Genomic DNA, 12,675 nt, shown 5'->3' with positions numbered 1-12,675 from the left:
AACGCGACAGGCGGATGGGGTCCAGCCCCGCCCGCCGGTCGCGCAGCCGTCATTCGGCAGCAGCGAATTCCGTCTTGGAATCATGCCCCAGGCCCAGGACCAGCAGGGCCGAGACCAGCGGCAGCAGCGACAGGGCCAGAAGCCCCATGGCGGTGCCTCCCGTCTGGTCCTTGAACCAGCCGATCAGATAGGGTCCGCCGAAGCCGGCGAGATTGCCGATCGAATTGATCAGGGCGATGCCGCCCGCCGCCGATGCGCCGCTCAGGAAGGCGGTCGGCAGGGTCCAGAACAGCGAGAAGGTGCAGAACACGCCGATGGCCGCCACCGTCAGGGCGATCATCGTCAGCACGGGATCGCTCAACGCGCTGGCCGCGGCCAGGGATAGCGCGATCAGGAACAACGGCAGCGCGACATGCCAGACCCTTTCGCGGGTGCGGTCCGAATGCTGCGCCCACAGCACCATGGCGACCGAGCCGAACACATAGGGTATCGCGGTGACGAAGCCGGTCTGGATGTTGCTGAGGCCGAAGGCCTTCACGATCTGCGGCAGCCAGAACTGCATGCCATAGAGCGCCCCGACGAAGCCGAAATAGACCAGGCTCAGCACCAGGACCCTGGGCGAGGCCAGCGCCTGACGCAGGCTCATATGGTGTGCGGCCTTCCTCGCGCCCTCCTCGCGCGCCAGGCGATCGGAAAGCCAGCGCTTCTGCTCGGGGCTCAGCCAGGCCGCCGACGCCGGACGGTCGGTGAGATAGAACCAGGTCACGATGCCGAGCAGGGCTGCCGGCAGGCCCTCCAGAATGAACAGCCATTGCCAGCCCTTGAGACCGCCGACGCCGTCCAGGCCAAGCAGATAGCCTGAAATCGGGGCGCCGATTACGGTCGATACCGGCACCGCCACGGCAAAGGCGGCGAGGATGCGGGCGCGGTATTTGGCCGGATACCAGTAGGTCAGATAGAGGATGATGCCGGGAAAGAAGCCGGCCTCGGCCACGCCGAGCAGGAAGCGCAGCACATAGAAGCTGACGGGACCGGCGACCAGTGCCATCAGCGCCGAGACGATGCCCCAGGTCACCATGATGCGGGCGATCCAGCGGCTGGCACCGACCTTGTGCAGGATGACGTTGCTCGGCACTTCGAACAGAAAATAGCCGATGAAGAAGATGCCGGCGCCCCAGCTGAACACCAGGGGCGAGAATTTCAGCTCGTCGTTCATGGTCAGGGCGGCAAAGCCGAGATTGACGCGGTCGAGATAGGCCAGGAGATAGGCCAGCATCAGGAACGGCAGCAGGCGCCAGGATACGGCACGCACCGTCGACGCCTCGATCGCCTGCCCGTCCCGCTCCGCCATGGCGCTCATCGGGCAATCCTCCCCTTTGCTGGCGGATGCTTGCGACCGGCCTCGTTCGCCGAGCCGGCACACCGCCTTTCCGACGCCGGCGGCAAGCGCGTTCACGACGGAACGCTCTCACCCCAACGCCTTGTTCTGACGCGACCTTGCGGTTCCCGCTGATTCCGTCAAATCACAAAATGCGCCGGCGCCCGCCCGCTACGGCGCTTCTTCCCGGATGCGGTAGGCGCAGCGCCGGGCGCCGTGGACAATATGCTCGGTTCGCTCAACCGAGCAACGTGGCCCGAGCATTTCGCGGAAAATCGCCAGTTCCGAACGGCAGAAGCCCTGGCAGGCCGTGGCCGCCGCACAGATCGGGCAGTGGTTCTCGATGAGGAGCCAGCCCTCGCCATCCTCGGCGGGGCGCTGCTCGGCCATATAGCCTTCGCGGGTGCGAATCCCGGCAAGCGCGGCGATGCGGGCCTCGGTTCCCTCCACCCGGCCGAGCTCGGCGCGGTAGGCCGCGCGCATCTCCTCCTCGCGCGCCGCGATCAGGCGCTCGAGCGCTTCGGGCCCGAGCAGGTCACGGATGTTGCGCAGCAGGCCGACGGTCAGCTCGGCATGGGCGTCGGGAAAGCGGCCATGCCCCTGCGCCGTCAGCCGCCAGAACTGCGAGGGCCGGCCGACGCCCCGAGCCACCGATTCGGTCTCGACCAGGCCTTCGGCGGCGAGCTTGATCAATTGCTGCCGGGCGTTCTCGCCGGTCGTGCCGATCGCCTTGCCGAGCTCGGCCGCCGTCTGCTGCCCCTTCGTCTTCAGGAGGAACAGCAGGCGATCGGGCCCGGACCGTCCCTGCAGGCTCGAATTTTCCAGCTCCGGCGTCGACATGACCCTCTGCAGTCTATATTCAAAGCATGTACTTGCTTTATACGGTTGCGGACAGCGTGATGCAATCGCGCGATGGCGCCGTCGCCGCCCCCTTGAATTCCGGCAACCCGGCCGCCACTCTCGCAGCATGGCTGAGCATGATGAAGAGGGAGCGAAGACCGCTCCGCCCCCCACCGATCCGGCAACCGCGCGGGACGTCCACCTCGCCTACAAGGTGGACATCGTCGTGATCGGCGCCGGCCAGGCCGGGCTGTCGAGCGCCTATCATTTGCACGAGCTCGGCCTGCCGGCGGGGCGCGGTTTCCTGGTGGTCGACAAGGCGCCCGCGCCCGGCGGTGCCTGGCAATATCGCTGGCCGTCCTTGACGCTGAGCACCGTCAACCGCGTGCACGATTTGCCCGGCATGGCCTTTGCCGACGTCATCGATCCCGGCCTCACCGAGGTGCCGGCGGCGGAGGCGGTGCCGCGCTATTACCAGGCCTATGAGCGCAAATTCGAGCTGCCGATCTATCGGCCGGTGACGGTCAAGGTGGTGTGCGAGCGCGGCGGGCGCTTCCGGGTCGAGACTGATAGGGAGACCTTTTCGGCGCGCGGCCTCATCAACGCGACCGGCACCTGGGAGACGCCCTATGTTCCCGACTATCCCGGCCGGGAGAGTTTCGGGGGCCGGCAACTCCACACCCGCGACTATCGGAACGCCGAGGCGTTCGCCGGCCAGCGCGTCCTCGTGGTCGGCGGCGGCATCTCGGCCGTGCAGATCCTCGACGAGATCTCGCGCGTGACGCAGACGATCTGGGTAACCCGCCGCGAGCCTGAGTTCCGCGACAGACCATTCACGCCCGAGGACGGGCGGGCCGCCGTTGCCCTCGTCGAGGACCGGGTGCGGCGCGGCCTCGTGCCCGGCTCGATCGTCTCGGTCACCGGCCTGCCCCTCACCCCGGCCCTGCGGGCCGCACGCGAGCGGGGCGTGCTGGCGCGCCGGCCGATGTTCAGCACGATCACGCCCGAGGGCGTGCGCTGGGCCGACGGCAGCGAAGAAAAGGTCGACGTCATCCTGTGGTGCACCGGCTTTCGCTCCTCGCTCGACCACCTGGCGCCGCTGCAGATCCGCGAGGACGATGGCGGCATCGTGATGACCGGCCGCCTGGCGACCGAGGTCGCCCGCGATCCGCGGATCCATCTGGTCGGCTACGGCCCCTCGGCCTCGACCATCGGCGCCAACCGCGCCGGCGCCGCGGCCGCCCGTGAGCTGACGGCGACGCTGGGGATCGGCGGTGGGGTAACCCTGTAGGTATCGACTCAAGGGCCGGGCGAGATGACGGACCTGCCGAACTAACGCCACGTACGCGCCCCCTCGCCCCGTTTACGGGGAGAGGGTAGGGGTGAGGGGCTACGCAAAGTGTTCAATATAAGAGGTCGCGCTGCCCCTCATCCTTACCTTCTCCCCGTGAGGACGGGGAGAAGGGGCGGCCAGCGTCGCGCCCTTCCCCTGGCGCGAACGCCTGTGGGTCCTCACCCGGTCTTCAGCGCATCCGTGTCGATCGGCAAAGTGCGCACGCGCTTGCCGGTGGCGGCGAAGACGGCGTTGGCGACGGCCGGGCCGACCGCGACCGTCGCCGTCTCCCCGATGCCGCCGGGGGCCTCGGCGCTCTTGACCAGATGGGTTTCCACCACCGGCACCTCGTCGATGCGCATGGGCAGATAGGTGTCGAAATTGCCCTGCTCCACCCGGCCGTCCTTCAGGGTGATGGCGCCGTGCAGCGCCGCCGTGAGGCCGAAGATCGCGCCGCCCTCGACCTGCGCGGCGATGGTGTCCGGATTGACCTGCAGGCCGCAATCGACGGCGCAGGTGAGGCGATGCACCTTGAGCGTGCCGTCAGGCGCCGTCTCCACCTCGGCCACCATCGACATGAAGCTACCGAAGGCGAACTGCACGCTGATGCCGCGCCCGCGCCCCTTGGGCAGAGGCTGGCCCCAGCCCGCCTTCTCGGCCGCCAGCGTCAGCACGCCGAGCGCCCGCGGATTATGGGCGAGCAGTTCCTTGCGATAGGCGACCGGATCTGCCTTGGCGGCGGCGGCCAGCTCGTCCATGAAGCTCTCGACCACGAAGACGTTGTGCGTCGGCCCGACGCCGCGCCACCAGGAGGTCGGGATGCCCGGCGGCTCGACCCGGACATAGTCGACATGGATGTTGGGCAGGGCATAGGGCGGCTCGGCGGCCGCCTCCACCGCATCGGAATCGATGCCGTCCTTGAAGGCCGGCGGGAAGTAGCGCGCCAGGATCGAGGAACCGGAAATGCGATGGGTCCAGGCCACCGGCTTGCCTGAAGCGTCGAGCCCGGCCGACATCCGGTCGAAATAATAGGGCCGGTACATGTCGTGCTGGATATCCTCCTCGCGGCTCCAGATCACCTTCACCGGCCCGTCCACCTGCTGGGCCACCTTGACGGCGCGCGCCACGCCGTCCGCCTCCAGCCGGCGCCCGAAGCCGCCGCCGATCAGGTGGTTGTAGACCTTGACCTTGTCCTTGGGCAGGCCGGTGATCTCGGCGGCGATCGCCTGGGCCATGGTGGGCACCTGCGTGCCGACCCAGACCTCGCAGCCATCCTTGCGCACATGCACGGTGCAGTTCATCGGCTCCATAGCGGCATGGGCGAGGAAGGGCACCTGGTAGATGGCTTCGAGCTTCGTGGCCGCGCCGGCGAGCGCTTTGGCGGTGTCGCCCTCGTTGCGCGCCACCGCCCCCGGCTGCTTGGAGGCCTCCGTGAGCTGGCTGACGATCTGGGCGCTGTCGACCTTGGCGTTCGGCCCATCGTCCCAGCTGATGTTGGCGGCGGCGAGGCCCTTCTTGGCCGCGCCCATATGGTCGGCGACCACGGCGACGGCGTCGTCGGTCTTGACCACCTGCCTGACGCCCTTGACGGCCAGCACCGCCTTGTCGTCCACGGATTTGGGCTTGCCGCCGAACACCGGCGAAATGGCGATGGCGGCAACCTTCATGCCCGGCAGCTTGACGTCGATGCCGAACTCGGCCTTGCCGACCACCTTGTCCGGCGTATCCAGCCGCTTGGCCGGGGTGCCCAGGAGCTTGAAGTCCTTGGGGTCCTTGAGCTTGAGGCTCTCGGGGGCGGGCACCGGCATGGTCGTGGCCTCGTCGGCGAGCTCGCCATAGCCGAGCGTGGCATTGCTGGCCGGATTGAGCACGGCGCCGTCGCGGGCCGTCAGCTTGGAGGCATCGACGTTCCAGCGCTTGGCGGCGGCGGCGACCAGCATGGTGCGGGCGGCCGCGCCGGCCTGCCGCAAAGGCTGCCAGAAGGCGCGTATGGTGGTCGAGCCGCCCGTCGCCTGGCTGCCGAGCAGGGCATTGCCGTAGAGCTTGTCGTCGGGCGGGGCATGTTCGAGCTTGACCTGGTGGAGGCCGACCTCCAGCTCCTCGGCCAGCAGCATGGCCTGGGCGGTGTAGACGCCCTGGCCCATCTCGACCATCGGCATCACCAGCGTCACCAGGCCCTGGCGATCGATGCGGATGAAGGCGTTGGGCGCGAAATCCTTGGCCTCCGCTGCGGCGACCGGCGATCCGGCCAGCGGCGGCAGAGCGAGGGTGAGAACGAAGCCGCCGCCAATGGCGGCTCCCGCCTTCAGGAAGGCGCGGCGATCGAGGTGTGAACGTGTATCGGTACCGTCGGGCATGATCCCTTCCTCCCTCAAGCAGCGGCGTGATGGATGGCGGCGCGGATACGCTGATAGGTGCCGCAGCGGCAGACATTGCCGGACATGGCGGCATCGATGTCCTCGTCGCTCGGCTTGGGCGTGGCGGCGAGCAGGGCCGCGGCCGACATCAGCTGGCCGGACTGGCAATAGCCGCACTGCACCACTTCGAGATCGAGCCAGGCCTTCTGCAAGGCCTTGCCCTGCGGGGTCTGCCCGATCGCCTCGATGGTGGTGACGGCGCTCTCGCCGACGCTTTCCAGCGGCGTGATGCAGGAGCGCGTCGCCGTGCCGTCGACATGCACGGTGCAGGCGCCGCACAAGGCGGCACCGCAGCCGAACTTGGTGCCCGTCATGCCCAGAATGTCACGCAGCACCCATAAAAGCGGCGTGTCGCCATCGGCATCGATGGTGTGGGCGGTTCCGTTGATCTTGATGGTATAGGCCATGGCAGTCTCCCGCGAGTCGGAAGGGCATATCCCCTCCTTGGAGTCGTTCCAGACAATCAGCCTAGGACGGCGGGAGCAAGAGCTCAATCAATCACAAGCCGGTGTGAACCTCGCGGCACCCGCATGGCGGGTGGATCGGCCCTGTCATCTCCCGCCGTCAGGGAGCGCAACCTCGCCGAGTATCACGCGACCTGCCTTCTCCACGAAGTGGGGAAGGCTGGGTGCGCCTCGTTCTGTCGGGGTACCGCGGCAACCACGACAGCCCGCAGCCATCCCTCACACACTGCTCAGCAGCAGGCTCGTCTCGCTGTTCGAGACCCCGTCGATCAGCCGGACCTCGCGCAGCACGCGGTCGAATTCGGCCAGACTCGCGGCGCGGATATTGGCGACCAGGTCCCAATTGCCGTTGGTGGTGTGCAGCGTGTGCACCTCCGGCAGGCCGCGCAGCTTGCGGATGACCTGCGTGGTCGACTTGCCGACCACCTCGATCATCATCACCGCATGCACGGCGTTCATGTCGTAATCCTCGCGGACGCGGGCGGTGAAGCCGAGCAGCGTGCCGGTCTCGATCAGGCGGTCGAGCCGATTCTGCACCGTGCCGCGAGCCACGCCCAGGGCATCGGCCAGCTTGGAGAGCGAGGCCCGGCCATCGCTGCGCAGATGCGCGATGATGCCGCGGTCGAGCGCATCGGGAATATATTTGACCGTTTCGGCATCCCGCCCCGTCACTGACATTTTTTACAATCCGACCTGGCAATCTGTTCAATGAACTGACAATTCTAGCACAGGATTGCGATTTCGGTGAACATCCGGACGGCCTAGGCTAAGGCCAACAATGACCGTTCAGGGATTTTTCGATGACCGCTCCCCTGCCCTCGCAGAAGGCGATGGTGCCTTTCGTCAGCGTCGAGAACATGATGCGCCTCGTCCACCATCTCGGCATCGAGCGGGTGCTGGCCGAACTCACCGACCTGATCGAGGAAGATTTCGGCCGCTGGGAGAGCTTCGACAAGACCCCGCGCGTCGCCAGCCATTCGCGTGACGGCGTGATCGAGCTGATGCCGACCTCCGATGGCACCATCTACGGCTTCAAATATGTCAACGGCCACCCCAAGAACACCGCCGAGGGCCTGCAGACCGTCACCGCCTTCGGCCTGCTCGCCGATGTCGCCACCGGCTATCCCGTGCTGCTCACCGAGATGACGCTGCTGACGGCGCTGCGCACCGCCGCGACCTCGGCCATGGCCGCCCGTCACCTCGCGCCCAAGGATGGGAAGGTGATGGCGATGATCGGCAATGGCGCCCAGGCCGAGTTCCAGGCCCTGGCCATGAAGGCGGTGTGCGGCATCGACACCGTCAGGCTCTACGACATCGATCCCCGGGCCACCGAGAAGACCGCCCGCAACCTTCAGGGCAGCGGCCTCACCGTCATCCCCTGCACCTCCTCGCAGCAGGCGATCGAAGGCGCCGCCATCGTCACCACCTGCACCGCCGACAAGCAGTTCGCCACCATCCTCACCGACAACATGGTCGGCCCCGGCATCCACATCAACGCCATCGGCGGCGACTGCCCCGGCAAGACCGAGCTGCACAAGGACATCCTCCTGCGCGCCGACTGCTTCGTGGAATATCCGCCGCAGACCTGGATCGAGGGCGAGATCCAGCAGATGGATCGCTCCTACCCGATCACCGAGCTCTGGCAGGTCGTCACCGGCCAGGTGCCGGGCCGGCGCGACGAGCGCCAGATCACCCTGTTCGACAGCGTCGGCTTCGCCATCGAGGACTTCTCGGCCCTGCGCTATCTGCGCAACCAGATCGTCGGCACCGATTTCTACCAGGAACTCGACATGATCGCCGACCCCGACGATCCACGCGACCTCTTCGGCATGCTGCAGCGCGCCCGCTGAGGGGGCGGGCAGAGATAGACGGTCGTCCGCTGCGCTGCGGGCCGTCATGGTCCAGCGTTTGTCCAACGAAGGTCGCGCTGCCCCTCACCTCTATCCTCTCCCCGCAAGAACGGGGCGAGGAGGCGCAAGCGTCGCGGCTTCATTCTCCGGCCTCCCGTCTCGCCCGACGGTTGGGCGAGATGAGACCGTTCCTGCACGAGCACGCCGCCGAAGTCCCCTCGCCCCGCCCTTGCGGGGAGAGGGTAAGGGTGAGGGGCAGCACAGCCCCATGCGCAATCGCCCCAAAACCCAACCTGCCCCCTATCCCACCGCACCACCCGAACCAACGCGATAGCCCCCGGAGCCCCCATGTCCAAGCGCCCCGCCTTCTCCGTCCAGGCCCCCTCCGCCGTGGTGATGGTTCGCCCGCACCATTTCACCGTCAACACCGAGACGGCCGCCGACAATCATTTCCAGGTCGCGGGCAATGGCGGCGAAGATCTCGCCCCGCTGGCTCATGCCGAGATCACCAGGGCGGCCGAGACCCTGGCGGCCCACGGCGTCACCGTGCACCTCTTCGAGGACGAAAGCCGGACAACCCCGGATTCGGTGTTTCCCAACAACTGGTTCTCCACCCATGCCGGCGGCCATGTCGCCCTCTATCCGATGAAGGCGCCGAGCCGGCGGCGCGAGCGCCGGGCCGACGTCATCGAGATGCTGAAGACCGATTACCGCGTGCAGGAGGTCATCGACTATTCGGGCCTGGAGCCCGACGGCCTGTTCCTGGAAGGCACCGGCGCCATGGTGCTCGACCACATCGACCGCGTCGCCTACGCCGTGCGCTCCGACCGCACCGACCCGATCGCCCTCGAGCGCTTCTGCACCCATTTCAACTTCGAGCCGATGGCCTTCGACGCCCGCGACGACAAGGGCGCCGCGATCTACCACACCAATGTCCTGATGTGCATCGCCACCGACTTCGTGCTGATCGGCCTCGACATGATCGCCGACCGCGCCCGCAAGGCCGAGATCGTCGCCCGCCTCGAACGCTCCGGCCGCGACGTGCTGGCGCTGAGCAACCGCCAGATCGAGAACTTTGCCGGCAACGCAATCGAATTGCAGGGCAAGGACGGCCGCCTCCTCGCCCTCTCGACCACGGCGCTGGCAGCCCTGACGCCCGAGCAGCGCGCCCTCATCGAGCAAAGCGCCATTTGCGTCGCCCTCGACATCCCCACCATCGAACGCGCGGGGGGTTCGGTGCGCTGTACGCTGGCGGGGGTGCATCTGACGCCGAGGGGGTGAGGAAGGCGAGGTGCGATATGCCTTTTTATGAGCCACATCCTGACGATCACTCTACGCTAGGAGTGATCACAGATGCAGGCTTAAGCAAGTAACCGAAATAGGCCGCTAGCGGTCTGTCCTCTTCGGTAAAGCGGTCTGCGAAAGCGCACACCGCTCCCGCAGTTAATAGAATACTTAGCTCACTCGCGTCTGGCTCCGCAAGCACTCGACCGCTGCTTCAAGCAGCTTCTCATCAGGCATGAGCGAACCCCACTCCTTCCAGAAGTCTCGTGTCGCGCTGTTAGGTTTTACTGCGGGCTGATCGAGTTTGATTCGGGTCGGTAGCAAGACGGCGTCGCCCAATAGAAGGGCTTCGCCTGTATCGAGCAGCGGAAGCATCGCCGTAAGGCCGACAAGAGAGTCCGGCATGAGCCTCTTAATGACGTTTTGATCACTGTCGTTTGTCAGCCGAAGCGCCAAGAAATTGTTGCATTGGGAGAGTATCGTCCGACTAACGTCTGAAGGTCTCTGACTCACAACGAGCAGAGAGAAACCGTATTTGCGTCCTTCCTTCGCGATGCGTTCGAATGACCACAGCGCTTGTCTTTGGACCGTGTCTGCATCGTCCTTTACAGGGAGATAGAGATGCGCCTCGTCGCACAGGAGCGTAATTGGCGTGCGAGCCTCCGCGCTCATCCAGAACTGAACATCGTAGAGCAGGCGAGCCAGTGTACCCGTGACGACCGGGAGCACATCGGCCGGAACCTCTGAGAAATCGACGATCTTGATCCCATTGCCGGAGTCCGCGCGTAGGAGTTTTACGATCTGTTTAGCAAGCCAGTCGTAATCGAGCGCCTCAAGCGGCGGCGAGAACATGAAGCCATAGCGACGATCATCGAGCTTCGCCTCAAGCCGTGATATGAAGCGGGTCAGCTTGTCCTCCCAATCTCCCTTGATAGGGGCCCCCTTTGCACCAACGCCCTTGGCAGTGTTGTCGGTTTTCAAGCGATCTACCAGATCTGAGATCGCGTATGGGATCGGAGAATCGACCGTGAAAGTCTCTTTGACTTTGGCCTTGCCCGATGCGTCCAATGTTGCGCCCTTTAACTCGCGAACGTGGAGGGTAAAGCGAGAGGCCTGATTGGGAGCGTTCTGATCGCTGCGATCCAAGATCATAGATAGCATCTCGTCTCGGTTCAGCAGCCAGTATGGCAGGAATAGCGCATCATTTTTTGGGGCGGTCAGGTCACTAGGGCCAGCAATGCGAAACCGCTGCGCGAAGCCGCCTTCACTCTTGTCTGCGAGCGGAGCGTATTCTCCGTGCATGTCGAACACGACGATGTTCGGAAACTTGAGCTTGGCTGCCCTTTCGAGAATGAGGGCCACAGCCCAACTCTTGCCCGACCCCGTACTACCGAGGATTGCCGCATGTCGTTGAAAAAACCTGTCGCCGCTAGCGATCGCTTCGGCGCTCCGATCGGCTACGAACGTGCCTAGCTTCAATCGCTCTTCAGCGGAGAAGCCGGCGCCGAGGATGCCCATGAAACGCTGGAGATTGCCGCCCTCTATGACGAAGCAAGCTCGATCGATCTGGGGAAAGCTATCGGCACCGCGCTTGAATGTGTCCGCCTTGTCGCCATCGACAGTGCGATACGTGCCAATGACGAAAGCCTGCATGTGATCCGCAGGCGAAACTGTCAAAGTTCCAAACTCACCGCCTTCGGGATCGGGAAGCTCTTCATGAAGAGAGCGGGTGACCCGATCGGTCATCGCGATCAAGAACTCAGCTTGCGTTGCGCCCTTGACGGCAATGAGCTGGCCAATTCCTACTCGGGTCAGCATCTCGGAATTCGTGACGTCGATGGCGACACGGCTGGTGTCAACACCAGCTACGCGACCGATTTGATCGTTATCCGTAAACTCCAGTACCGAGGCAGTCATGCCGATAGAACTCCCTTCACAAATCCACCTAGATCCCAATAGTCGACACTTGGATAGAATATTTCTGCCCCATCGATAATGAAGCGGGCACCAGCCGTTCCGCCCTCTTCGCGGAACTCGGCTGCAACTACATTTCTATTTTTTATAGCGATCTCTCTTGCTTTTGGAGAAAGGGCATAGGTCAGGATCACTGTCTTCACGCCTGATTTAATGCGGGGCGTGAGATGAGTTTCCAGATGATCGTCATTGAAACCGTAGCCGATAATGAGGAAGCGGCGGGCCTTGTCGATTGCGTCGTTCGCTTTCTCACGGTGCTTGTCGAACGGACTTTCGTAGCCACTCCTGAATTTATTCAGCCCCGGTGTGATTATGAGACGGGGTAGCGGGAGCGCCCCGGCATAACGAACCGGATTGCCCTCGCGATGGTACCAGTCGAGGCTACCATGGGGCTTAAAGACGTTTGCCTTTGAGGCGAACTTATATCGCACATTCTTGCCCATCAGTTGCACGCTTCGGCAGAAGCTCCAGTAACTATCTTGCGGGGCAAGGCGCGCTGCGAAATGACCGCAGAACATGGTGTCGACGCCCAATCCGGCTTCTTCACAGGCAAGTTCAGCGAGACGGTCATAATTCGTCGTGACGATCGGTATGCCGGTATCTGGTTTCAACAGATGGGGGATGAGCTTGGTCAGACGAAGAGTCTTCGAATTGTTGAAGACTTCAGCGATAATGCTCGCTTCAGCCGTGGCAATAAAATCGGCCGTACTCTGCACAATTGCTGCTTCAAGGGATGGCGTTGGAACGTGCTTGAGCAACGCAACTTCCAGCCCCTCCGCCGCGATAAGGGGATGGATCTTCTCCCAGTGTTTTTGATCATCCGACGAAAGAATGGCCGGAATGTGCGTAACGAGGTGGTGTCCGAGCGCCCCCATACCGGGAACACCTTCTGCGCAGGACAGTCCGGAGCCAATTACCAGGACAAGGCCATCGCCAAGATGCTCCTGCAGTTTCTTCTTTAACGCACTTATTTCCACGTTTGCCCACCGACCTCGCAGCACTACTTTCTATGATAGAATGCATTCTTGATTTAGGAAACAGGCAAGTGTAGTACATTATTATTTCAATAGACTAAATTCGACAATATCGTAGAATCTTGTGGGAACTATCACTGCCAAACAACCTACGCCCACAC

Annotated in this window: 10 protein-coding genes; 3 read left to right on the top strand and 7 right to left on the bottom strand. The window is 64.2% G+C overall.

Annotation, left to right across the window (positions count from 1 at the left end; all coding sequences use genetic code 11):
* Window positions 1-49 precede the first annotated feature (49 nt).
* Together QM672_RS17670 and QM672_RS17665 are read right to left on the bottom strand one after the other, a co-directional pair.
* On the bottom strand, window positions 50-1,360 hold the full coding sequence (locus tag QM672_RS17670) for an MFS transporter (protein WP_415084127.1): 1,311 nt from the start codon (window positions 1,358-1,360) through the stop codon (window positions 50-52).
* 189 nt (window positions 1,361-1,549) lie between these two features.
* Window positions 1,550-2,218, bottom strand: a complete 669-nt coding sequence (locus QM672_RS17665) for a helix-turn-helix transcriptional regulator (RefSeq protein WP_415084125.1) — start codon at window positions 2,216-2,218, stop codon at window positions 1,550-1,552.
* 127 nt (window positions 2,219-2,345) lie between these two features.
* Between QM672_RS17665 and QM672_RS17660 the strand changes: the two genes are divergently transcribed.
* Window positions 2,346-3,509, top strand: coding sequence for an NAD(P)-binding domain-containing protein (locus QM672_RS17660; protein WP_415084123.1), 1,164 nt, complete (start codon window positions 2,346-2,348; stop codon window positions 3,507-3,509).
* A gap of 221 nt (window positions 3,510-3,730) precedes the next feature.
* On the opposite strand, the gene QM672_RS17655 is transcribed toward QM672_RS17660, so the two are convergent.
* The 3 genes from QM672_RS17655 to QM672_RS17645 all read right to left on the bottom strand — a co-directional run bounded on the left by QM672_RS17655 (window position 3,731) and on the right by QM672_RS17645 (window position 7,110).
* Window positions 3,731-5,908, bottom strand: coding sequence for a molybdopterin cofactor-binding domain-containing protein (locus QM672_RS17655; protein WP_415084121.1), 2,178 nt, complete (start codon window positions 5,906-5,908; stop codon window positions 3,731-3,733).
* 14 nt (window positions 5,909-5,922) lie between these two features.
* Window positions 5,923-6,375: a (2Fe-2S)-binding protein gene (locus tag QM672_RS17650; RefSeq protein ID WP_394313256.1), complete on the bottom strand. Its 453-nt coding sequence runs from the start codon at window positions 6,373-6,375 to the stop codon at window positions 5,923-5,925.
* A 276-nt stretch (window positions 6,376-6,651) separates the two neighbouring features.
* The gene (locus QM672_RS17645) at window positions 6,652-7,110 is read right to left on the bottom strand and encodes an Lrp/AsnC family transcriptional regulator (protein WP_311940477.1); all 459 of its coding nucleotides are present in this window, start codon (window positions 7,108-7,110) and stop codon (window positions 6,652-6,654) included.
* 122 nt (window positions 7,111-7,232) lie between these two features.
* On the opposite strand from QM672_RS17645, the gene QM672_RS17640 reads away from it, so the two are divergent.
* Together QM672_RS17640 and ctlX are read left to right on the top strand one after the other, a co-directional pair.
* Window positions 7,233-8,282, top strand: coding sequence for an ornithine cyclodeaminase (locus tag QM672_RS17640; protein ID WP_415084118.1), 1,050 nt, complete (start codon window positions 7,233-7,235; stop codon window positions 8,280-8,282).
* A gap of 348 nt (window positions 8,283-8,630) precedes the next feature.
* Window positions 8,631-9,563, top strand: a complete 933-nt coding sequence (gene ctlX, locus QM672_RS17635) for a citrulline utilization hydrolase CtlX (protein ID WP_415084116.1) — start codon at window positions 8,631-8,633, stop codon at window positions 9,561-9,563.
* Between the two features lie 174 nt (window positions 9,564-9,737).
* On the opposite strand, the gene QM672_RS17630 is transcribed toward ctlX, so the two are convergent.
* Both QM672_RS17630 and QM672_RS17625 read right to left on the bottom strand, forming a co-directional pair.
* Window positions 9,738-11,483 (bottom strand): ATP-binding protein, encoded by a 1,746-nt coding sequence (locus tag QM672_RS17630; RefSeq protein WP_415084114.1) that lies wholly within the window; start codon window positions 11,481-11,483, stop codon window positions 9,738-9,740.
* Window positions 11,480-12,517: an SIR2 family protein gene (locus QM672_RS17625; RefSeq protein ID WP_415084112.1), complete on the bottom strand. Its 1,038-nt coding sequence runs from the start codon at window positions 12,515-12,517 to the stop codon at window positions 11,480-11,482. The genes QM672_RS17630 and QM672_RS17625 overlap by 4 nt, the downstream gene beginning before the upstream one ends.
* Window positions 12,518-12,675 lie beyond the last annotated feature (158 nt).

The sequence above is a fragment of the Labrys sp. (in: a-proteobacteria) genome (assembly GCF_047605565.1).
GTDB lineage: Bacteria > Pseudomonadota > Alphaproteobacteria > Rhizobiales > Labraceae > Labrys > Labrys neptuniae.
This window is presented reverse-complemented; position numbering and strand designations above follow the sequence as displayed.

Coding starts and splice junctions, on each gene's coding strand:
- QM672_RS17670 (WP_415084127.1), bottom strand. CDS start 1,360: ATGAGCGCCATGGCGGAGCGGGACGGGCAGGCGATCGAGGCGTCGACG.
- QM672_RS17665 (WP_415084125.1), bottom strand. CDS start 2,218: ATGTCGACGCCGGAGCTGGAAAATTCGAGCCTGCAGGGACGGTCCGGG.
- QM672_RS17660 (WP_415084123.1), top strand. CDS start 2,346: ATGGCTGAGCATGATGAAGAGGGAGCGAAGACCGCTCCGCCCCCCACC.
- QM672_RS17655 (WP_415084121.1), bottom strand. CDS start 5,908: ATGCCCGACGGTACCGATACACGTTCACACCTCGATCGCCGCGCCTTC.
- QM672_RS17650 (WP_394313256.1), bottom strand. CDS start 6,375: ATGGCCTATACCATCAAGATCAACGGAACCGCCCACACCATCGATGCC.
- QM672_RS17645 (WP_311940477.1), bottom strand. CDS start 7,110: ATGTCAGTGACGGGGCGGGATGCCGAAACGGTCAAATATATTCCCGAT.
- QM672_RS17640 (WP_415084118.1), top strand. CDS start 7,233: ATGACCGCTCCCCTGCCCTCGCAGAAGGCGATGGTGCCTTTCGTCAGC.
- ctlX (WP_415084116.1), top strand. CDS start 8,631: ATGTCCAAGCGCCCCGCCTTCTCCGTCCAGGCCCCCTCCGCCGTGGTG.
- QM672_RS17630 (WP_415084114.1), bottom strand. CDS start 11,483: ATGACTGCCTCGGTACTGGAGTTTACGGATAACGATCAAATCGGTCGC.